Annotated in this window: 6 protein-coding genes; all 6 read left to right on the top strand. The window is 68.3% G+C overall.

The features are described 5' to 3' along the window. Positions 1–62: 62 nt before the first annotated feature. The 6 genes from ACNH6H_RS07715 (at position 63) to ACNH6H_RS07690 (ending at position 23,823) form a co-directional block, all read left to right on the top strand. The gene (locus ACNH6H_RS07715; RefSeq protein ID WP_418316910.1) at positions 63–800 is read left to right on the top strand and encodes a response regulator; all 738 of its coding nucleotides are present in this window, start codon (positions 63–65) and stop codon (positions 798–800) included. A gap of 231 nt (positions 801–1,031) precedes the next feature. Beyond that, on the top strand, positions 1,032–2,528 hold the full coding sequence (locus tag ACNH6H_RS07710) for an efflux RND transporter periplasmic adaptor subunit (RefSeq protein ID WP_418316909.1): 1,497 nt from the start codon (positions 1,032–1,034) through the stop codon (positions 2,526–2,528). Positions 2,529–2,680: 152 nt separating this feature from the next. Next, a complete protein-coding gene (locus tag ACNH6H_RS07705) occupies positions 2,681–4,840 on the top strand; it encodes a PqqD family peptide modification chaperone (protein ID WP_418316908.1) in 2,160 nt (719 codons plus the stop codon). Between the two features lie 407 nt (positions 4,841–5,247). Continuing rightward, positions 5,248–7,197, top strand: a complete 1,950-nt coding sequence (locus ACNH6H_RS07700; protein WP_418316907.1) for a DEAD/DEAH box helicase — start codon at positions 5,248–5,250, stop codon at positions 7,195–7,197. Between the two features lie 420 nt (positions 7,198–7,617). Continuing rightward, complete coding sequence (locus tag ACNH6H_RS07695; protein ID WP_418316906.1) at positions 7,618–22,665, top strand: putative Ig domain-containing protein; 15,048 nt, start codon at positions 7,618–7,620, stop codon at positions 22,663–22,665. A 207-nt stretch (positions 22,666–22,872) separates the two neighbouring features. Next, a complete protein-coding gene (locus ACNH6H_RS07690; RefSeq protein WP_418316905.1) occupies positions 22,873–23,823 on the top strand; it encodes an efflux RND transporter periplasmic adaptor subunit in 951 nt (316 codons plus the stop codon). The last annotated feature ends 37 nt before the right edge of the window (positions 23,824–23,860 follow it).

The raw sequence follows: 23,860 nt of genomic DNA, 5'->3' as shown, positions 1-23,860 counted from the left end.
ATCCGGGCAGTGGTGCGCCGGTCCGCGGTGCGCCGTGGGCCGCCACCCTGCCTGGAGAACCGATGTCCGCCGACCCGACGCTGCAGCCGCACATCCTTGCGCTCGACGACGACCCGGCGATCCGCCAGCTGGTCAGCGACTACCTCGGCAGCAACGAGCTGCGTGTCACGACGGTGGCCAGCGGCCGTGAACTGGCCGCGGTGATGGCGCGCGAGACGATCGACCTGCTGGTGCTCGACCTGCGGCTGAACGGCGAGGACGGCATGCAGATCGCCCGCCGGCTGCGCGAATCGTCGACGATTCCGATCCTGATGCTGACCGGGCTGGCCGAGGAGGCCGACCGCGTGATGGGCCTCGAACTCGGCGCCGATGATTATTTGACCAAGCCGTTCAGCCCGCGCGAACTGCTGGCGCGCATCCGCGCGCTGCTGCGCAGGGCGCGCGCGCAGGCGACGGTTGCCGATGCAATCGCGAAAGTGCGCGCCTACCGCTTCGGTGGCTGGGAATTGAATGTCGGCCTGCGCAAGCTGAAATCGGCCGACGGCGCCAGCGTCGACCTGACGAATGGCGAATTCAGCCTGCTCGCGGCCTTTGTCTCGTCGCCGCAACGCATCCTGTCGCGAGACCAGCTGCTCGAGCTGTCACGGCTGCACAACGCCGAGGTCTACGACCGCTCGATCGACGTGCAGATCCTGCGCCTGCGCCGCAAGATCGAGGCCGACCCGGCACACCCTCGCTTCATCCGCACCGAACGCGGCGCCGGCTACCTGTTCGACGCGGCGGTCGAAGTGGTCAGGTAAGCGCCGGCCTCCTACCGGTTGAACTGGCGGCGATTTGCCGCCTTCCTCGACGGACCGGGCGGGCCGCCGCGGCCTGAAGATCGCAACAAGCGCAGATCGCGGGTCGGGCGGCGGAATGTCGCGCGCCGGCGCCGCGCTGCCCCGATTTTCCGAACCTGCCGTTCCGGCCCGTACCGATGATGTCGATCGCCAGCCGCCAACTTCCGCGCCGCCGCCGCCGGCCCGCCCGTCATGGGTGAGCGCGCGCCGCAGGCACTGGCCGAAGCGGATCCCGCCGCCGGCCGGCTGGTCTCGCCGCTGGTCAGCTTCACCGCGCCGCCGCCGGTTGCTGCGATGCCGCCCGCGCCAGCCGACAACGGCGCTGCCGCCGCGCTTGGCCTGTATGCCCGGCTGCTCGCCGCCAGCACGCTCGAAGCCGGCGCCCATGCGCTGGTCGCTGCGCTGGCCAGCGAGCCGAGTATCCGCCGCGCGTCGATTGCCTTGCACGAGAACGGCCGCACCCGGCTGCTCGCCAGCAGCAACCTCGACCTCGGCAATCCGCAGGCCGAACTGCCACAACGCCTGCTCGGCGCGATGAACGAGGCGCTCGACCAGCGCTGCAGCGTCGCGCTGCCGCCGGTCGTCGGCGCCGACGGCCGCATCGCCGACCACATCCGCATCGAACACCAGGCGCTGCAGCGGCTGGTCGGCGGCGCGGTGCTGTGCCTGCCGCTCGGCATCGACGGCCAGGTGCTCGCGGTCGTCTGCCTCGAGCGCGACGGCGACGCCGGTTTCGACGCCGCCGAATTCGCCCGGCTCGAACGCACGCTGATGCTGACCGCACCGGCAATGCGCTGGATGCAGCAGGGCACGCAGCGCTGGTTCCGCCGCGCGTGGCGCGAACTGCTGGCCGGCTGCCAGGCTCTGCGCCAGCCGGGCAAACGCACGACGCGGCGGCTGCTCGGCGCCGGCGCGGTGCTGCTGGCGTTTCTGGCGCTGGCGCCGCTGCAGTTCGAGGTCGGCGGGCGCGCCCGCATCGAAGGCGCAGAACAACGGCTGCTTTCCGCGCCAACCGACGGCTTCGTGAAGACCGCCCATGTACGGCCCGGCGACCGCGTCAAGGCCGGCGCGCCGCTGATCGACCTGCTCGAGCAGGACCTGCGGCTCGAGCAGGAACGCTGGTCGAGCCAACTCGCACAACATGAAAACGCCTATGCCTCGTCGATGGCGCGTTCCGACCGCGTCGGCGCGGCGACCAGCATGGCGCGAATCGCCGAGGCGCAGGCGCAACTCGCGCTGATCGGCGAACAGCTGACGCGCGGCCGCATCACTGCGCCGTTCGACGCGATGGTGATCGACGGCGACCTCAGCCAGTCGATCGGCGCACCGGTTCGCCAGGGCGACAAGATGATGACGCTGGCGACCACCGACAGCTTTCGCGTGATCGCCGATATCGACGAAATTGATATCGGCCGGGTCGCGGTCGGGCAGGGCGGCAGCCTCGCGTTGTCGTCGCTGCCGTGGGACCAGCATGCGATCGAGGTGACGCGTGTCGCGCCGCTCGCGAAGGCGGTCGACGGCCGCAACATCTTCGAGGTCGAGGCCCGGCTGCTCGAGCCGCCGGCCGAATTGCGGCCCGGCCTGCTCGGCCGCGCCGAGGTCGTCGTCGGCCGCCGCCCGCCGCTGTGGGCCTGGCTCGGCCATGCGGCGGACAGGATGCGCCTCGCCTGGTGGAATTTTTTCGGATGATGGCCCGCCGAAAATTCTGTGGGAGGGGCTTTCAGCCCCGATTCGGGTTGTTGGCCCGGGAAGAAATCGCGGCTGAAGCCGCTCCCACAGGGCATGCCAACGGATTGGCTTTTGTAGGAGGGGCTTCAGCCCCGATTCCCGTTCGCTGACCCATGACCACCGTCCACAGCTCCCGCTGGCACCGCGTCGCTTCGCTGAAGCCGCGGCTGAGCCCGCACTTGCGGGTGCGGCGGCAGCATATCCGCGGCGAGACCTGGGTGCTGCTCGACGACCAGATCAGCGGCCGCAGCGTGCGATTGAATGCTGCGGCCCATGCGCTGGTCGGCCGTTTCGACGGCCGCCGCTCGGTACAGAATTTATGGGATGCCGCGCTCGAACGCGACGACGATGTCGCGACGCAGGACGAAGTGATCGACCTGCTCGCGCAGCTGCGCGAGGCCGGGCTGATCCAGTTCGACCGCAGCGCCGATTTCGACCTGCTGCTGCCGCACCTCGATACGCTGCGCAAGCCGAAGGGCCGCAAGACGCTGATTGCCTGGCGCATTCCGCTGGCCAATCCGTCGCGGCTGCTCGAGCGGCTCGACTGGCTCGGCCGGCTGCTGTTCAACCGGCTTGCATTCGCGCTCTGGTTGCTCGCGATGGCGATGCTGCTGGTGCTCGGCCTGCAGCATGCGCCGACGCTGTGGGCACACGCCGGCCAGTGGATGGCGACGCCACGTTTTGCGCTGCTGGCGCTGCTGCTGTATCTGCCAATCAAGCTGGCGCACGAGATCGCGCACGGCCTGGCGGTGCGCCGCTGGGGTGGCCAGGTGCGCGAGGCCGGTGTCACGCTGATGATGCTGATGCCGGTGCCTTATGTCGACGCATCGGCAGCGACCGGCTTCGAACAACGCCGGCATCGCATCATCGTCAGCGCCGCCGGCATCATCACCGAGCTGTCGTTCGCCGCGGTTGCCTTGCCGCTGTGGCTGCTGCTCGCCGACGGCTGGCTGCGCGACGCCGCCTTCGTCACGCTGGTTGTTGCTGGCGCGTCGACGCTGCTGTTCAACGGCAACCCGCTGCAGCGCCTCGACGGCTATTACATCTTCACCGATGCGCTCGAACTGCCCAACCTCGGGCCGCGCAGCCGCAACTGGTGGCAGCAGACGCTGCGCCGCCGGCTGCTTCGCCTGCCTGGCGCCGAGACGATGCCGGTCGCGCGCGGTGAAACGACCTGGCTGGCGCTGTATGCACCGCTGTCGTGGCTGTATGGGCTGACGATCGCGACCGTCGCGACGCTTTGGCTCGGCAGCGTCTCGCTCGCGCTCGGCCTGGCCTGCGCCGCGATCCTCGGCTGGCAGATGATGCTGCGCCCGGTCGTCAACCACCTGCGCCAGCTGCGCAATGCGGCGCTCGCCCAGACCGCCGGCGCCGGCCGCTGGCGCGGTCTTGCATTCGGCGGCAGCCTCGCGCTGGCCGCAGTGCTGCTGCTGCCGGCGCCGCAACGCACGCTGGTGCAGGGTGTCGTCTGGCCGGCTGAAAAGGCCCAGCTTCGCGCCGACGAACAAGGCATCGTCACCGAGATCGTCAAGCACGATGGCGACACCGTGCGTGCCGGCGAGCTCGTGCTGCAGTTGCGCAATGCGGATCTGCAGGCCGAACTCGCGCGCCAGAGCGCGCGTGTCGGCGCACTCGAGGCGGCTTTGTTCGATGCGATGCCGGTCGACGGCAACCTCTCTGCCGACGGCAAGGCCGGCGACGCCCGCGCCGACCTGAGCGCCGCGCAGGCGGCGCTGGAGCGGCTTATCGAACGCGAGCGCTCGCTCGCGGTGCGGGCCCATGCCGACGGTCGTCTGGTGCTGCCGCGCAGCTCGGACCTGCAAGGCCAGTATGTCGCCCGCGGCAACCTGATCGGCCAGGTGCTGACCGACGATGCGACGATCGTCCGCGTCGCGGTGCCGGAGTCGGCCGCGGCCGACCTGCAACGCGGGCGTGGCGAGGTCAGCGTGCGGCTTGCCGCCTCGCGCGATACCGCGCACCCGGCCAGCCTGCTGCGCGACAGCGGCGGCGCGGTGCTGCAATTGCCGAGTGCGGCGCTCAGCGAGCGCCATGGCGGCCAGGTCGTCACCGACCCGTCCGACAAGACCGACCTGACTCCGCTGCACCCGGTCGTGCTGCTCGACGTCGTGCTCGCCGCCGGCGCGGCGCGCAGCAGCGAGCGCATCGGCGAACGCGCCGCGGTCCGCTTCGACGCCGGTTTTTCGCCGCTGGCCTGGCAATGGGCGCAGGGCTTGCGGCGGCACATCCAGCAGCGCTTCAACCCGCAGTTCTGATGAACTCCTCCGAACCCATTTGTAGGAGGGGCTTCAGCCCCGATTTTTCCGCAGGCCGCGAGCCCGGAATCGGGGCTGAAGCCCCTCCCACAAAAAACCCCCTGTCGGTTGAGCCTGGCATCTGTAGGAGGCGCTTCAGCCCCGATTTTTCTGCATGCCGGGAGCCCGGATCGGGGCTGAAGCCCCTCCTACAAAGAGCCCCCTATCGGATAAGCCTGACATCTGTAGGAGGGGCTGCAGCCCCGATTCCTTCGCATTTCTCGGTCCCAATCGGGGCTGAAGCCCCTCCTACAAATAGCACCCGATCGGATGTGCCTGGCCCGAGGCATCTGTGGGAGGGGCTTCAGACCCGATTTGTCAGCATGCCTCAAGCCCCGAATCGGGGCTGAAGCTCCTCCTGCAACAAGATGACCACCGGCCTGCTGAAGCTCACCGACATCCTGCCGCTGCCCGGTCCGGTCTGGGGCCCGTATCCGGTGCGGCCGGCGAGCGAGATGGCGCCGCCGTGGCGGGGTCTGCTGCCGCGTCCTGCAATCGGTGCGTGCCGGCGGATTGCGCGGCGGGCCGAGACACTGGCGCAGGCCTGGCAGGGCAAGGACGATGAGAACTGGGCGGCCGATCTGCAAGCCTTGCGGCTGGACCTGCGCCGGCGCGGGCTGCTGCCGGAACTGATTGCCGAGACGTTGGCCGCCGCAGTCGACGCCGCCGAACGCACACTCGGCCAGACGCCGCGGCCGACGCAGCTGCTGGCTTCCGCGGTGCTGCTCGACAACCGGATGGCCGAGATGGCGACCGGCGAAGGCAAGACGCTGGCGATCGGCCTGGCCGCGGCGGTCGCCGGGCTGGCCGGCCTGCCGGTCCATGTGGCGACCGCCAACAACTACCTCGCACAGCGCGACGCGCAGCGCCTGGCGCCTTTTTTTGCCGCGTTCGGTCTCGAGGTCGGTGCCTTGTCCGGTACCGACCAGGACGATGCCAAACGCACGATCTACCGCCGCGACATCGTTTATGCCACCGCGAAGGACCTCGCGTTCGACTTTCTGCGCGACCGCCAGACCACCGCCGGAGCGCATCCGTACCAGCAGGCCGCAGCAGTGCTCGGTGGCGCCGCGCCGCCGCAGCTGCTGATGCGCGGCCTGTGCCTGGCGATCCTCGACGAGGCCGACAGCATCCTGCTCGACGAGGCCGACGTGCCGCTGATCCTGTCGCGCACCGTCTCGCATGGCGCACGGCGCGCCTTCATGTGGCAGGCGCTGGCGCTGGCGCGCAAGCTCGAGGCGGGCCGCGATTTCCGCGTCATCGCGGCCGACCGCAGCGCGGTGCTGACGCCGGCCGGCGACGAAAAACTGGCGCAGCTCGCGGCCGGCCTCGGCGGTCCATGGCAACGGCCGCGTTACCGGCGCGAGGCGGTCAATGTCGCGCTGGCCGGCCTGCATGCGCTGCACCGCAACCAGCACTACCTGGTGCGCGATGATTCCATCGAGCTGCTCGACGAGGTGACCGGCCGGGTTGCGGTCGGCCGCGTCTGGTCGCGCGGCTTGCACACCGTCGTCGCGCTGAAGGAGGGGCTGAAGCCGCCGGCCGAAACCGAAACCGTCGCGCAGACCACCTTCCAGCGCTTTTTCCAGCGTTACTGGCGGCTGGCCGGCATCAGCGGCACGCTGCGCGAGGCGCGCGCCGAACTGAAGGCGGTTTATGGCTCGACGGTGCTGCCGGTGCCGCTGCATCAGCCGGGGCGCCGCCGCACGCTGCCGCCGCGTCGTTTCGCTGACCGTGCGTCGCTTTTTGCTGCCGCCGCGAAACGCGTCGCTGAATTCCATGCCGCCGGCCGGCCGGTGCTGGTCGGCACCGACAGCGTCGACGATTCGCAGTTGCTCGCCGCCCACCTCGACCGGCTTGGCATCGGCCACCGCGTGCTCAATGCGCTGCACGATGCCGACGAGGCGGCGATCGTCGCCGACGCCGGCCGTGCCGGCGCAGTCACCGTCGCGACCCGGATGGCCGGCCGCGGCACCGACATCGAACTCGACAATGCCGCGCGCGCCGCCGGCGGCCTGCATGTGCTGAACTGCCAGCACAACCCGTCGCGCCGGCTCGACCGCCAGCTCGCCGGCCGCGCTGCCCGCCACGGCGACCCGGGCAGCGCCGAGGCCTGGTTCGTGCACGGCGGGGTGGTCGCCGAAACGGCCGATGACCTGCCGGCGAAAGCGGCCGCGCCGCGCAGCGGCTGGCTGCTGCGGCTGCCGACACAAATCGCCCAGTGGCGCGAGGAGCAGCGGCGCAGCCTGCTGCGCCGCAACCTGCTCGAGCAGGACCTGCACTGGGAAAAACGGCTGGCATTTGCCGGGTCGAGCTGACGGCGAGTTTTTCGACAGCCCGAAATCGGGGCTGAAGCCCCTCCCACAGCCATGCAACAAGCCTCGCCGATCGTCGCGTCCGCGGTCGTGGCGGACTTTGTAGGAGGGGCTTCAGCCCCGATTCCTGGGCGTGGATCGGAGCTGCGAGCCGCTCCGCGAGGCCGGCGATCGCCATGTCAAGTCCATCCCGGGTCGGCCGATATCCGACGGCGAGCAGCGGAAATGGGGCGGCGTCCAGCGTGCCGGCAACGCCGGATATCGCCCGCTTTTCTGCGGCTGGCGCCCGCTACCCCTCGCTAAGCTGACCGAATGCAATCCCCTGTCCTGAACGGCCCTGTTTTCCGGGCCTGCACGGCCGCGCGTGTCTGCCACGCGGGGGCCGTGTTGCGCTGAGCCCGCGCACTCCGCACCGCTTCGCGCATGCTGAAAGCCGCATCACGCCTGCTGCGTCGCCCGATCGTCGAGGCGATGGAAGAGCGCGTGCTGCATTCGGCCGACCTGTCGCCGCTGCAGTTGACGCCGCAGGCGGCCGCCGTCGACAGCTATCTGCAGCAGCACGCCGCGGCCGCCGAGTCTGCCGACCCGCTTGCGCACACGCGCGAGATCGCCTTCGTCGACGCCTCGCTGCCCGATGCGCAGCAATTGATCGCCGACCTGCTCGCGCAGCGTGATGCAGGCCGAGTCATCGACGTCGTCGAGATCGCTGCCGACGCCGACGGCATTGCGCTGATCGGCGAGGTGCTGGCCGGGCGCAGCGATATCGGCGCGGTCCATCTGCTGGTGCATGGCAGCGACGGCGCGGTCCGGCTCGGCGCGGTAAAGCTCGACGGACTGGCGCTGCTGCAGCGTGCCGACGAGATCGCGCGCTGGGCTGTCGCGCTGACCGCCGACGCCGACCTGCTGCTGTACGGCTGCGAGGTCGCCGGCAGCGAGCTCGGGGTCGGTTTCGTGAAGGATCTGGCGATGCTGACCGGCGCCGATGTTGCCGCCAGCAGTGACCTGACCGGTGCCGCCGCACTCGGCGGCAACTGGCAACTCGAGGTCCGCAGCGGCGCGATCGAGGCCGGCCAGGCGCTGAGCCTGCAGCAACAGGGCCGCTGGCAGGGGTTGCTCGCGACCTACATCGCCGACCCGGCCAAGACCGACGGCAGCACCGGCTCGCTGCGCTGGGCGATCACGCAGGCCAACGCCAACCCAGGCATCGACACGGTCCGGCTGCTCGCCGGCACGCACCGGCTGACGCTGAACGGCATCGACAACACCAATCTTCTCGGCGACCTCGACATCACCGGCGACATCGTCTTCATCGGCGCGACGCAGAATGCCGCCGATACCGTGATCCAGAGCCAGGTGCCGCACCGGGTGTTCGACCTGCTCGCCGGTACCGCGTCATTCAGCAACCTGACGATCAGCGGCGGCGGTGGCGCCCAGCAGGGCGGTGGCCTGAACATTGCTGCCGGCGCGAGTGCGACGCTCGTCAATGTCGTTTTCAGCGGCAACAGCGGCAGCACCGGCGGCGCGATCCACAACGCCGGCCTGCTGACGCTCGAGCAGGTCACGCTCGCGGGCAACAGCGCGACACAGGGCGGCGGCCTGTACAACGCAGGCAGCGCAACGATCACCGCGTCGGCAATCAGCGGCAATACCGCGACCAGCGGCGCCGGCATCTTCGGCGCCGCCGGCAGCAGCTTCAGCGGCAGCAACCTGACGATCAGCGGCAATACCGCAAGCGGCAGTGGCGGCGGCCTGCTCGTCAACGGAAACGGCTATTCGCTGACCAGCGCGACGATCGCGTCGAACAGCGCAGCCAGCGGTGGTGGCATCTGGTCGGCCGCCGGCAGCGCGGCCAGCCTGCGCAACACCATCCTCGCGAGCAATATCGGCGGCAACGCGAACCAGCTGCAGAGCTCGGCCGGCTTCAACGTCGCCACCGACGGCAGCGCATTCGCCGGCACCGGCAGCGACCTGCTGACCAGCGCCGATGCGCTGCGGCTCGGCGCGCTTGCGGCCAACGGCGGCCTGACAAAAACCCATGCGCTGCTCGGCGGCTCGGTCGCGATCGACCGCGGCGCCACCAGCGTATCGCTGATCGACCAGCGCGGCGCGGCGCGCGCCGGCGCGGCCGATGCCGGCGCGTTCGAAGCGACCGCGATCGTTGCGCAGAACGGCTCGATCTTCTTCAACGCCGGCAGCGGCTACACGGTCACCGTCCCCGGTGCGGCCAATGATGCGGTGCGGCTCGAACTCGAGGTGACGAACGGCACGCTCGATCTGGCGCAGACGCTCGGACCCGAATTCCAGGTCAACACGACGACCCTCAAGGATCAGCGCACACCGGCAATTGCGGTTGCCGCCGATGGCCACTATGTCGTCGTCTGGGTCAGCGACGGCCAGGACGGCAGCAAGGATGGCGTCTACGCGCGTGTCTACAACGCCGACGGCAGCGCCCGCAGCGGCGAGATAGCGGTCAATACGACGACCAACGACGCCCAGAATGCGCCGGCCGTCGCGATCGATGGCAGCGGCCGATTCGTTGTCGCGTGGCAGAGTTATGACGCCGGCAAGCTGACCTACGACATCTACGCGCGCAGCTTCGATGCCAATGGCGCGCCGATCTCGGCGCAGAAACGCATCACCAGCAACGACGGCGACCAGATCGCGCCGTCGGTCGCGATCGATGCCGCCGGCAATGTCGTGATCGTCTACAGCGGCAAGGGCGATGAAAAGAATTCGGACAAGGACGGCATCTACGCCCGCACGTCGACCATCACGCTGGCGACGATCGCGCCCGAATTCATCGTCAATACGACCACCGTCGGTGTGCAGACACTGGCAACGGTGGCCAGCCACGCCGGCGGCTTTGTCGTCGCCTGGCAGAGTGCGGGCCAGGACGGCAGCGGCAACGGCATCTACGCGCAGCGCTACGACAGCGCCGGCGTCAGGCTCGGTGGCGAATTCCGCGTCAACCTGACGACCGTCGGCGATCAGAAAACGCCGTCGATCGCGACCAATACCGCCGGCGAGTTCGTCGTCGCCTGGGAAAGCGCCAACCAGGACAGCAGCGGGCTCGGCGTGATTGCCCGCCGCTTCGATGCGGCAGGCAATCCGCTGACCGGCGAGGTGCTCGTCAATTCGACCACCGCCAACGACCAGTTCGACCCCAGCATCGTGCTCGCCGACGACGGCCGCTTCGCGGTCGCCTGGACCAGCACCGCGCAGGACCATGCCGACGGCAAGCAGGGCGTCTATCTGCGCAGCTTCGCCGCCGACGGCAGCCCGATAAGCCTCGAGATCCTCGTCAATTCGGTCACCGTCGATGAGCAGGCTGCACCCTCGCTTGGCATCGCGGCAGACGGCCGGATGGTTGCGGTCTGGCACAGCCGATTGCAGGACGGCAACGGCTATGGCGTCCATGGCCAGCGCTTTCTGCAGCCGGGCGCTCTGCGCTACCTGGTCGGCGACGGTCTGGCCGATGCGCGGATCGTCGTCACAGGCAGCGTGGCCGACATCAACCAGGCGCTCGATACGCTGCGTTTCTTGCCGACGCCGGGTTTTCGCGGTGCGGCCAACCTCGCCGTCACGGCGACCGATCTCGGCAGTGGCGTCACGACCGCGAGTTTTTCGGTGCCGATCGACGTGCAGAAGGTCAATGCGGCGCCGACGCTGATGCTGCCGCCGGCACAGGCGACGGCCGAGGACACCGCGGTGGTTTTTTCGGCGGCAAACGGCAATGCCATCGTCGTTGCCGATGTCGACGCCGACCCGTTGCCGTTGCAACTGACGTTGTCGGCCACCAACGGCAGCGTGACGCTGGCCTCGATGGCCGGGCTGTCGATCGTCGGAGGCGCCAACGGCGCAGCAACAGTGGTCGTGCAGGGCCGCCTCGCCGACCTGAATGCCGCGCTCGACGGCCTGCTGCTGCAACCCGCTGCCGACTATTTCGGCGCCGCGACGCTGACGGTGATCGTCGACGACCTCGGCCACAGCACAGTCGGCGGCCCGCTCAGCGCCAGTGGCAGCGTCGCGCTGACGATCAGTTCGGTCAACGATGCGCCGGTCAACGTCGCGCCGGCAACCGCCAGCGTGATCGAAGGCAGTACGCTGGTCTTCTCGACCGCCAACGGCAACGTGGTCCGCATCACCGACGTCGATGTCGGCAGCGGCAACGTCGAGGTCACGTTGAGCTCGACGATGGGTACGCTGAAGCTGGCCCGCACGAACAACCTCAGCTTCATCTTCGGCAGCGGCAGAGGCGGCGAGGACCGCATCAGCTTCCGCGGCACGCTGGCGAACGTGAACATCGCGCTCGACGGTCTGGAGTTCACGCCTCTCGACGACTATGCCGGCCCGGCTTTCATCGAGATCCTGAGCAACGACCTCGCCGGCAGCGGTTCCGGCGGCGCGCTGGTCGACCGCGATCTGATCGCGGTCCATGTCGTGCCGGACTCGCGCAACGACGCGCCGGTCATCACCGACCCGGGCAACCAGGTCACCGTCGAGGAAACCCCACTGGTTTTTTCGACCGCGACCGGCAATCCGCTCAGCGTTGCTGACGATGCCGACGGGCTGCCGATCAAGGTCACGCTGACGGTCAGTTCGGGGACGCTGACGCTGGGCACCAGCACCGGCGGCGAATTCGTCGTCAATTCGACGACCGCCAGCGACCAGCAGGCCACCGACGTCGCGATGGCGCCGACCGGCGAACGCGTCGTCGTCTGGCAGAGCAAGGACCAGGATGGCAGCGGCCAGGGCATCTACCTGCAGCGCTATTCGAAGGAAGGGCTGCTGGTCGGGCTGGAGACCCGCGTCAATGCGACGACGCTTGGTGACCAGATGGCGCCGAGCGTCGCGATTGCGCGGGATGGCAGCTTCGTCGTCGTCTGGGCGAGCGTCAACGGCAACAGCCCGGCGAACGGCGTCTATTCACAACGCTTTGCCGCCGACGGCAGCCGGATCGGCGGCGAGACCCGCGTCAGCAGCTGGACCGGCAGCATCGCGGCGCCGTCGGTCGCGATCGATGCGGTCGGCAATTTTGTCGTCACATGGCAGAGCAAGGACCAGGATGGCGACGGCCTCGGTATCTACGCCCGTCGCGTCGCGGCCAATGGAACGCCGCTCGGCGGCGAATTCCGCGTCAACACCACCACCACGAAAGACCAGTCGGCGCCAGCCATCGCGATGGCCGACGGCGGTGCCTTCATCGTCACCTGGCAGGGCAAGCGGCCCGGAGCCGACGACTGGATGATTTATGCGCAGCGCTTCGACGCCGCAGGCGCCGCGGCGGGCAGCGAGTTTGCGGTCGCGACGGTGACCTACAAGGACCAGATGGCGCCAGCGATTGCCGCCGATGCGGCCGGCAATTTCGTGATCGCCTGGCAGAGCAAGGATGTCGACTACAACGACGGCAAATTCGGCATCTATGCGCAGCGTTTCGCCGCCGATGGCTCGCAGCGTGGCGTGCAATTCCTCGTCAATACCCGAACGCCGAACGAGCAGACCGCCGCGGCGGTGACGATGAACAAGGCGGGCGACTTCGCGATCGCCTGGCAGTCGAAAAACCAGGACAGCCGCGACGACGATGCCGGCATCTATGCGCAGCGCTACCTCGCCAATGGTTCACGCGAAGGTGGCGAGTTCCGCGTCAACACGACGGTTGTCGAAGCGCAGACCGCGCCGGCACTCGGCATGTCCGACGACGGCCAGTTGCTGATCACCTGGACCAGCGACAAGCAGGATGGCTCCGGCCGCGGCATCTTCGGCCAGCGCTACATCGATGCGCGCAGCCTGAATTTCCTGGTCGGCGACGGCAGCGACGATGCGACGATGGTCTTCCTCGCGACGATCGATCAGATCAACGACGTGCTCGACGGCCTGATCTATACGCCGGCAAAGGATTTTGCCGACAAGGCGACGCTGACGATCACGGTCGACGACCTCGGCAGGACCGGGACCGGCGGCGCGAAGGTTTCGACGACCAAACTGACGATCAACGTGACCGCTGTCAACGACCCGCCGGTGATCAAGGTGCCGCCGCGGCAGGTCTTCGGCGAGGATGCGCCGATCGTCTTTTCGACCGCCGCCGGCCGCGCGATCACGGTCGCTGATCCGGACGCCGACACGAAGAAGCTGCTGGTGACGATCCGTTCGCAGCAGGGCCTGGTGACGCTCGGCACGCTGCAGGGCCTGCAGTTCACTCTCGGCGACGGTACCGCCGATGCAACCATGACCTTCACCGCGACGCTGGTGCAGCTGAACAATGCGTTGAACGGCCTTTCGCTGCAGATGCCGACGCAGTTCACCGGTGATGCGGCAATCGAGATCAGCGTCGACGACCAGGGCAACGTCGGCACCGGCGGCGCATTGCGCGACAACGCGGTCGTGCTGCTCACCGTCGTGCCGGGCGCGGTCAATGCGGCGCCGAAGGTCGTCGTGCCGGCGCCGCAGCGCACCGCCGTCGATACAGCGCTGATCCTCAGCACGGCGGCGCCGAATCTCTTGACGGTGATCGACGATTCCGGCAACAGCCCGGTGCGCGTGACGCTGACGGTCAGCAACGGCACGGCAACACTCGACGGCCGGCTCGGCACGACCGCAATCGCCAATACGACGACGCTCGGTGAGCAGAACGAGGCGCGCATCGCGATGCTGCCCGACGGCAGCCACCTTGTCGTCTGGACCAGCAATGCCGGCGGTGCGTTGGGGCGCGGCATCTTCGCGCAGCGTTTCGATGCCAGCGGCGCGCGGCTCGGCGGGCAGATCGGCGTCAATACCTGGATCCCGGCCGACCAGTTGGCGCCGGTTGTCGCCGCCGATCCTGCCGCCGGTTATGTGGTCGCCTGGGTCAGCGACAACCAGGATGGCAGCGGCCGCGGCATTTATGTACAGCGCCTCGATCTGGCCGGCCAGAAGATCGGCGTCGAAACGCGGGTCAACACGACGATCTCCGGCGACCAGGTGGCGCCGGGCGTCGCGCTGACCGCGAGCGGCGCCTTCGTCGTCGTCTGGCAGTCGGCCGACGCCAGCGGCGAAGGCATCTACATGCAACGCTTCGACGCCAATGGCCAGCAGGCGGGCGACGAAACGCTGGTCAACGTCGTGACCGCCAACGACCAGACGGTGCCGGTCGTCGCGATGGATGGCAGCGGCAATTTTGTCGTCGCCTGGCAGGGCCGCGATGCCGACGGCAGCGGCATCCTCGCAAGGCGCTTCGATGCGGCGGGCAATGCACTCGGCGGCGAATTTGTCGTCAATTCGAACGTTGTCGATTCGCAGGTCGCGCCGCGGCTGGCGATGAATGCGGCCGGGCAATGGGTTGCTGTCTGGCAGGGGCGAGATTCCGACAACAACGGCATCGTGGCGCGCCGCTTCGATGCAGCCGGCAATCCGCTCGGCAGCGAATTTCTCGTCAACCTGACCACCGCCGGGCAGCAGACGGCGCCGACCGTCGCGATCAACGACAGCGGTGCGCTGGCTTTTGCCTGGCAGTCGTCCGACGGCGGCGGCGGCAATGGCCAGGGCATATTCAGCCGCAGTTTCTCTGCCGGCGGCGTCGGCGGCCTCGAGCAGCGCGTCAATATCGCCACCGCCGGCGACCAGCTTGCGCCGGCGATCGGCCTGGCGGCGAACGGCGTCTTCCGCATCGCCTATTCGACCGACAACCTCGACGGCGACAAATCGGGCATCGGCCTGCAGACGATGCAGCGCCAGTCGCCGCTCGTTTTCACGAGTGGCGACGGCGTCGACGATGCGGTGATGGTTTTTACCGGCACGCTGGCCGACATCAATGCCGCGCTCGACGGGTTGGTTTTCAAGCCGAACCTCGGCTTCATCGGCGTCGCTCGCGTGTCGCTGACGGTCGAGGATCTCGGCGCCACCGGCAGCGGCGGGCCGATGAGCGGCAGCGACGGCGTCGACATCGTCGTCGGCAATGCGCCGCTGCTCGATCTCGACGTGAACGACAGTTCCGGCGCGACCGGCGCCGACTACAAGGCCAATTTCCGCACCGGCCTCGGCCCGGTGCTGATCGCCGACCTCGATGCGACGATCACCGATCCGAACAGCGCCAACCTGCAGCGGCTGACCGTCAGGATCACCAACCAGCTTGACGGCGCTGCCGAAGTGCTGGCCGCCAACATTGCCGGCACCGCGATCATCGCGAACTACAACGCAGCCACCGGCACGCTGCTGCTGACCGGCAGCAATTCGGTCGCGAACTATCAGAAGGTGCTGCGCACCGTCACCTACAACAACACCGCGGCGACGCCGACGACGACGCCGCGGCTCATCACCTTTGTTGCCTGGGACGGCAGCGGCGACTCGAACATCGGCACGACGACGCTGCGTTATGCCGGCGCCAATATCGAGCCGGTCGGCAGGGCCGACGCCTACGCGGTGCAGAAAAACGGCAGCCTGTCGGTGGTTGGCGCCGACGGTGTGCTCGCCAACGACAGCGATGCCGACGGCGACCGGCTGACCGCGGTGCTCGTTTCGACAGCGGCAAACGGTGCGCTGACGCTGAATGCCGACGGCTCGTTCAGCTATACGCCGAATGCCGGCTTCAGCGGCAGCGACGGATTCAGCTACCGTGCCAACGACGGGCTGGCCGACTCGGCGGTGACCGCGGTGTCGATCAGCGTCAACGCCGTCAATGCCGCGCCGAGCGGCGCCGATACCGGCCTCGCGATGCTCGAAGACGGTGTGCTGACGATCACGCGGGCGGATTTCGGCTTCAGCGACACCGGCGATTCGCCGCCGAATGCGATGGCCGGTGTGCTGATCGACGCGGTTCCGGCCGACGGCACGCTGCGGCTGTACGGCGCCGTTGTCGCCGCCGGCAGCTTCATCGACATTGCCGACATCGACGCCGGCGGCCTCGTCTACCGGCCGGCAGCCGATGCCAGCGGCAGTGTCGCAATCGGTTTCCAGGTCCGCGACGACGGTGGCACCGACAACGGCGGCATCGATACCGACCCGACGGTCCGCTGGCTGACGATCACGATCGCGGCGGTGCCCGATGCGCCGGTGCTGCAATCGGCCTTGCCCGACCGCGCCGCGACGCAGGATCTGCTGTTTGATGTCAGCCTCGATCCATCGAGCTTCACCGATGCCGATCCGGGCGACATGTTGACCTGGTCGGCGAGCTTGTCCGGCGGCGGCCCGCTGCCGGGCTGGCTCGGCTTCGATCCGGCGACGCTGCGTTTTACCGGCACACCGCGCAACGCCGATGTCGGCACGATCACCGTGCGCGTCACCGCGACCGATACCACCGCGCGTAGCGCCTTCGGCGAATTTGCGATCGTCGTCGCCGATGTCAACGACGCGCCGATTCTCGCAACGCCGCTGCCCGACCAGTCTGCTCCGGAAGGCAGCCCATTCAACTACAGCATCGGCGGTGGCCATTTTGTCGATATCGATGCCGGCGATGTGCTCGGATTTACTGCGACATTGGCCGGCGGCGGCGCCTTGCCGGACTGGCTCGCCTTCGATGCCGCGACACGCAGCTTCAGTGGCACGCCGGGCAATGCCGATGTCGGAGCGATCACCATCCGCGTGACGGCCACCGATCTGGCCGGCGCGAGCGTCTTCGACGACTTCTTGCTGACAGTTGCTGCTGTCAACGACGCGCCGACGCTGGTCACGCCGCTGCCCGATGCAAGCGCGGTCGAGAACCTGCCGTTCAGCCTGGTGATAGACGCTGCCAGCTTTGCCGATGCCGATGCCGATGCCGGCGACGTGCTGACGTTCTCCGCATCGCTGGCCGGCGGCGCCGCGCTGCCCGCGTGGCTGAGCTTCGACGCGGCAACGCTGCGTTTCAGCGGCACGCCGCTCAATGCCGATGTCGGTGTATGGACGGTGCGGGTGACTGCAACCGACCTCGCTGGCGCCAGCGTCTTCGACGACTTTCTGATCACCGTCGACAACGTTAACGATGCGCCGATGCTGAGTGCGCCGCTGCCCGATCAGGCCGCCACGCAGGATGTCGCTTTCGCCTTCACGGTCGGCGCCGGAACCTTCGTCGACATCGATGCCGACGATGTGTTGAGCATCACCGCAACCCAGGCCAGCGGCGCGGCTCTGCCGTCGTGGCTGAGCTTCGATGCGGCGACACGCAGCTTCAGCGGCACGCCGCGCAACGCCGACGTTGGCAGCATCACGGTGCGCGTCACCGCAACCGATTCATCGCTGGCGTCGGTGCATGGCGACTTCGTGCTGACGGTCGCCAATGTCAACGATGCGCCGACGCTGGCCCGGCCGATCGCCAACAAGGGTGCGACGCTCGGCGTGCCGTTCGTCTTCACCTTGCCGGCCGACAGCTTTGCCGATGTCGATGCCGGCGACGTGCTGACGCTCGCCGCGAAGCAGACGTCGGGCGCCGCATTGCCGGGCTGGCTCAGCTTCGATGCGTCGACGCGGACCCTCAGCGGAACGCCCGGTGTGCTCGATCTCGGGCCGGTCAACCTGCGTTTCACCGCGACCGACCTCGCAGGCGCCAGCGTCGATGCCGATTTCACGTTGACGGTCGTGCCGCTCAATTCGCAGCCGGTGCTTGTCAATCCGTTGGCCGACAAGTTCGCGACGCAAGCTGTGGTTTTCAGCTTCACGGTACCGGCCGACACCTTCTCCGATCCGGACCTGCTCGACAGCCTGAGTTTCGACGCGACCCGGACCGACGGCAGCGCCTTGCCGGCCTGGCTGGTCTTCGACGCGGCGACGCGGACCTTCAGCGGCACGCCCGCCAACAGCGATGTCGGCACGATTTCAGTTCGCGTCGAGGCCACCGACAACGGCGGCGCGTCGGTGTTCGACGATTTCACGCTGACGGTCGCCAACGTCAACGATGCGCCGACGCTGGACCAGCCGCTGGTCGACCAGTCGGCAACGCAGGATCTGCCGTTTGCCTATGTGGTGCCGCTGGCGTCGTTTAGCGATATCGACGCCGGCGATACGCTGGTCTGGTCGGCAACGCTGGCCAGCGGCGCGGCGCTGCCGGCGTGGCTGGGCTTCGACGCTGCAACGCGGACCTTCAGCGGCACGCCGACCAATGCCGAGGTCGGTGTGCTGACTGTGCGCGTCACCGTGACCGACGGCTCGCTTGCCAACGCCTTCGACGAATTTGTGCTGACGGTATCGAACGTCAACGATGCGCCGACGCTGGTTTTGCCGCTGCCCGACCAGGCCGCCAGCCAGGGCTCGCCATTTGTCTACAGCGTCGATGCGGCAAGCTTCGTCGACATCGACGCCGGCGACGGCTTGTTCTACAGCGCCAGCCAGAGCAATGGCAACGCGATGCCGTCGTGGCTGTCCTTCGATGCCGCGAGCCGGACTTTCAGCGGCACGCCGGGCAACGGCGATGTCGGTGTCGTGTCGCTGCGGGTGACCGCAACCGATGGGGCAGGGGCGTCGATCGCCGACGATTTTTTGCTGACGGTGGCGAATGTCAACGACGCGCCGGTGCTGGTGACGCCGCTGGCCAACCAGTCGGCAACGCAGGATCTGCCGTTTGCCTCTACGGTGCCGTCGGCCAGCTTCACCGACATCGATGCCGGCGACGTGCTGACTTGGTCCGCAACGTTGGCGAACGGCGCGGCGCTGCCGGCGTGGTTGAGCTTTGATGCCGCGACTCGGACCTTCGCCGGCACGCCAGGCAATGCCGATGTCGGCATCGTCTCCGTGCGCGTCACCGTGACCGACTTAGCGCTGGCAAGCGCCTTCGGCGACTTCACACTGAGCATTGCGAATGTCAACGATGCGCCGACGCTGGTCCAGCCGTTGGCGGACCAGGCCGCGGCGCAGGATTTGCCGTTTGTCTACACGGTGCCAGCAGCCAGCTTCGCCGATATCGATGCCGGCGATATGCTGACCTGGTCCGCAACGCTGGCGAACGGCGCGGCGCTGCCGGCGTGGCTGAGCTTTGATGCCGCGACCAAGACCTTCAGCGGCACGCCGGCGAATGGCGATGTCGGCATCGTCTCCGTGCGCGTCACGGTAACCGACCTCGCGCTGGCAAGCGCCTTCGGCGACTTCACACTGAGCATTGCGAATGTCAACGATGCGCCGGTGCTGGCTCAGCCGCTGGCGGATCAGGCTGCGACGCAGGATCTGCCTTTCAGCTACACGGTTCCGGTCACGTCCTTCGCCGACATCGATGCCGGCGATGTGCTGACCTGGTCCGCAACGTTGTCGAATGGATCGGCGCTGCCGATCTGGCTCAGCTTTGATGCGGCGACGCGAACCTTCAGCGGCACGCCGGCGAATGGCGATGTCGGCGTTCTCACCGTTCGCGTCACCGCGACCGATCTCGCATTGGCGAGCGCCTCCGGAGACTTCACGCTGACCGTCGCGAATGTCAACGATGCGCCGGTGCTGGCTCAGCCGCTGGCGGATCAGGCTGCGACGCAGGACCTGCCGTTTGCCTTCACGGTGCCGTCGGCCAGCTTCACCGACATCGATGTCGGCGACGTGCTGACCTGGTCCGCAACGCTGTCGAACGGCGCGGCGCTGCCGGCGTGGCTGAGTTTCGATGCCGCAACCCGGACCTTCGCCGGCACGCCAGGCAATTCCGATGTCGGCATCGTCTCCGTGCGCGTCACCGTGACCGACCTCGCATTGGCAAGCGCCTCCGGAGACTTTAAGTTGACGGTGGCCAATGTCAACGATGCGCCGACGCTGGTCCAGCCGCTGACGGACCAGGCCGCGACGCAGGATTTGCCGTTTGTCTACACGGTGCCAGCAGCCAGCTTCGCCGACATCGATGCCGGCGATGTGCTGACCTGGTCCGCAACGCTGTCGAATGGATCGGCGCTGCCGGCGTGGCTCGGCTTCAATGCGGCGAGCCGGACTTTCAGCGGCATGCCGGGCAATGCCGATGTCGGCCTCTTCACTGTGCGCATCACGGTGACCGATGCCGCACTGGCAAGCGCCTTCGGCGACTTGACGCTGACCGTCGCGAATGTCAATGACGCGCCGACGCTGACACGCCCGATCCCCGACCAGCGCGCGACGAAGGGTGTGCCGTTTGCCTTCACGTTTGCTGGCGATATCTTCGCCGACGTCGATGCCGGGGATCTGCTGATCTATTCAGCGACCCTATCGTCCGGCGCCGCGTTGCCCGGCTGGCTGTTATTCGATGCGGCGACACGAACGCTCAGCGGCACGCCCGCTGCGTCCGACGTCGGGACTGTCGGCCTGCGAATCACCGCAACCGACATCGCGGGGACTGCCGTCAACGCCGACTTTTCGCTCGACGTCGCCGCGGTCAATGCGCCGCCGGTGCTGGCAGTTCCGCTGGCCGATGCATCGGCAACCGAGGACATGCCGTTTGCCTTCACGGTGCCGGCCGGAACCTTCACCGACCCGGATCTGTTCGACACGCTGTTGCTTTCCGCGACGCGCAGCAACGGCAGTGCGTTGCCGGGCTGGCTGGTATTTGACGCCGCGACGCGCAGCTTCAGCGGCACGCCGGGCAATGCCGATGTCGGTGTCCTTGCGCTGCGCGTGACCGCGACCAACCATGCCGGCGCGTCGGTTTTCGACGACTTCTTGCTGACCGTTGCCAATGTCAACGATGCACCGGTTCGGGTGTCGCCGCTGGCCGACCAGTCGGCGACGCAGGATCTGCCGTTCGTGCATGTCGTGCCGGTCGGAACCTTCACCGACATCGACGCCGGCGATACGCTGGCCTGGTCGGCGACGCTGGCCGACGGCTCGGCGCTGCCGGCCTGGTTGCTCTTCGACGCTGCGACACGCAGCTTCAGTGGCACACCGGGCAATGCCGATGTCGGCACGCTCACCGTTCGTGTGACCGTCAGCGACGCCGCGCTGGCAAGCGCCTTCGGCGATTTCACGTTGACGGTCGCGAATGTCAACGATGCGCCGACGCTGGTTCAGCCGCTGGCCGATCAATCGGCGACGCAGGATCTGCCATTTGCCTTCACGGTGCCGATGGCGACCTTCGCCGACATCGACGCCGGCGATACGCTGGTCTGGTCGGCGACGCTGGCCGACGGTTTGGCGCTGCCGGCCTGGTTGCTCTTCGACGCCGCGACACGCAGCTTCAGCGGCACACCGGGCAATGCCGATGTCGGCACGCTCGCCATTCGTGTGACCGTCACCGACGCCGCGCTGGCCAGCGCCTCCGGCGATTTCAAGCTGACCGTGGCCAACGTCAACGATGCGCCGATCCTGCTGGCGCCGCTGCCCGACCAGATCGCGACCGAGGATCAGCCGTTTGCAATCACCATCGATCGGGACGCATTTGCCGATATCGACGCCGGCGACCGCCTGGTCTTCAGCGCGACGCTGGCCGATGGCTCGGCGCTTCCCGGCTGGCTGCGCTTCGATGCTGCGACGCTGCGCTTCAGCGGCACGCCGGGCATTGAGGACGGTGGCGCCACCTGGGCGATCGACGTCATCGCGGCCGATGCCGCCGGCGCCTCGGTCGCCAGCCGCTTCCAGCTGCAGGTGCTCGGCATCAACCATGCGCCGCGGCTGGCGCTGCCGATCGACGGGCAGAAGGTCACCGCGAACGAGCGCCTGCTGATGAAGCTGCCACCGGCAACGTTTGTCGATCCGGATGCCGGCGACGTGCTGGTTTATCGCGCGACGCTGCTCGATGGCTCGGCGCTGCCGCGCTGGCTGCGCTTCGACCCGGTCGAATTGAGCTTCAGCGGCCAGCCGGCGCGCGCCGATGTCGGGCGGCTCGCCGTTCGCATCATCGCGACCGATGCGGCCGGTGCCTTGGCCCAGGCGGTATTTGTTGTCGATGTGGCCGATGTGCGCGCATTGCCGGAAGCCTTCCAGCCCGTTTTTCTCGAGCCCGAGCAGAATTCGGCGCGCGCTGCATCGCGCGCAGCCATTTCCGAGCCGCCAGCCGCGCCGCCGGCGGCGCGCGGGCTCGTTGCCGCACCGGCAGACGCCGCCGGCCGCGCCGCCGCAGCCGAAAAAACCTCGCTGCTGGCTGGAACCGTCGCGGAATTCCGCTCGCTGGCGGTCGAGCGCAAGGTGGCGGCCGGCGACGAGTCGATGCGTACCGGCAGCCGCAGCGATGCCATCCTGGCCGCGCTGCCAGCGGCGCAGTTCGACGAACTGCAGGTGCATTCGATGTCGCGGCTGCTGCTCAGCGACGATCTGCTCGGCCGTTTCGACGACCTGCATCACCAGATGCAGGATCTTGGCGAGCAGCAGCGCCGGATGCTGGCGTCGAGCCTGGCGATCAGCAGCGGCCTGTCGCTCGGTTATGTGGTCTGGCTGATCCGTGGCGGCGTGCTGGTCAGCTCGATGCTGTCGGCACTGCCGGCGTGGCAGCTGATCGACCCGATGCCGGTGCTCGCCGCCGGCGGCGCCGGCGCGCGCACGCGCGGCGGCCGCTGGTTCGGCGGCGCCGACACCGCCGACGGTGACGAGGTCGAAAAGCTGTTCGAGCGCAAGGGCAGCAAGAAGCCGCCGCAGCCGGTTCCCACCACGGACTGAGCGCCGGCGCGAGCGGGTCGGGCCGGCCTGAACCCCCACGCTCAAGTGCTACGGCCAGGCTGCCGATAACCGATGGCAAGCCCCCGTGCGGCGAGCTGCTGACAGCGCAGAAGCACGGTATTTCGGTATTTTTTCTCGACCTGCGTCGGCATCCACCCCAGCTAACCTCCTGCCATGGAATCCAGACTCCACCTCCAAGCTCGGCAGATGCCGCAGACCAGGCGCAAGGCCCATTCCAGGCGGATGCCGCGAACGCGGGCGATGTTCGCCGGCTTGCTGCTGCTCGGCCTGGCCGCGACGATCGCGTCGCCGCTGGCCGTCGCCGCGCCGCCGGCCGCCAAACCGCTCGGCTGCCTGATCGAGCCTGACCGCATCGCCGATGTCGGCTCGCAGGTCGTCGGCCTGGTCGAGACGGTGAGTGTCGAACGCGGCCAGATGGTCACCAAGGGCCAGTTGCTGCTGCAGATGCGCGCCGAGGTCGAAAAGGCCAATGCCAGCGTGGCGGCAACGCGTGCCCAGGTCGACTCGGATGTGCTCGCCGCCAGGGCCAGCCTGTTGCTCGCCGAGCAGAAAATGACCCGCGCCGAGGCGCTCGTCAAACAGAATTTTGTTTCCCACCAGGCGGTCGAGCAGGCCGCTGGCGAGCTGGAACTGGCGCGGCAGAAGCTGGCCCAGGTGCGCGCGCAGAAGCAGATCTGGGTCGAGGAGCGCCGCGTTGCCGACGCCCAGCTCGGCCTGCGCTCGGTAAAAAGCCCGTTCGACGGCGTCGTCGTCGACCGCTTCGTCAATATCGGCGAGCGCGTCGAGGAGCGGCCGCTGGTGCGGGTCGCGGTGATCGATCCGCTGCGCGTCGAGCTGATGGTGCCGACCGCGCAATTCGGCAGCCTGTCGGTTGGCGACAAGGTGACGGTTCGGCCCGAATTGCCCGGCGTCGAATCGGTGGTTGCAACCGTCAAGTTCGTCGACCGCGTGCTCGATGCCGCGAGCAACAGCTTCCGCGTCCGGCTGACGTTGCCGAATCCGAACAACAAGCTGCCGGCCGGGTTGCGCTGCAAGGCCGACCTGCCGGGCCAGCAGGCGGCCGTCGTGCCGGCCGCCGCGTCAGCGCCGGCCGTGGCCGAAGCCGACCGCAAGCGCAGCGCTCCCCGGCAGATGTAGATAAAACGGGCAATGCTGCCCGGACAGGAAGACGTTG

It is taken from the genome of Pseudideonella sakaiensis (assembly GCF_048320135.1).
GTDB classification, from domain to species: Bacteria; Pseudomonadota; Gammaproteobacteria; order Burkholderiales; family Burkholderiaceae_C; genus Ideonella_A; species Ideonella_A sakaiensis_A.
This window is presented reverse-complemented; position numbering and strand designations above follow the sequence as displayed.

Bases quoted from the DNA above. Each gene is read 5' to 3' on its own strand.
- ACNH6H_RS07715 (WP_418316910.1), top strand. From the start codon at position 63: ATGTCCGCCGACCCGACGCTGCAGCCGCACATCCTTGCGCTCGACGAC.
- ACNH6H_RS07710 (WP_418316909.1), top strand. From the start codon at position 1,032: ATGGGTGAGCGCGCGCCGCAGGCACTGGCCGAAGCGGATCCCGCCGCC.
- ACNH6H_RS07705 (WP_418316908.1), top strand. From the start codon at position 2,681: ATGACCACCGTCCACAGCTCCCGCTGGCACCGCGTCGCTTCGCTGAAG.
- ACNH6H_RS07700 (WP_418316907.1), top strand. From the start codon at position 5,248: ATGACCACCGGCCTGCTGAAGCTCACCGACATCCTGCCGCTGCCCGGT.
- ACNH6H_RS07695 (WP_418316906.1), top strand. From the start codon at position 7,618: ATGCTGAAAGCCGCATCACGCCTGCTGCGTCGCCCGATCGTCGAGGCG.
- ACNH6H_RS07690 (WP_418316905.1), top strand. From the start codon at position 22,873: ATGCCGCAGACCAGGCGCAAGGCCCATTCCAGGCGGATGCCGCGAACG.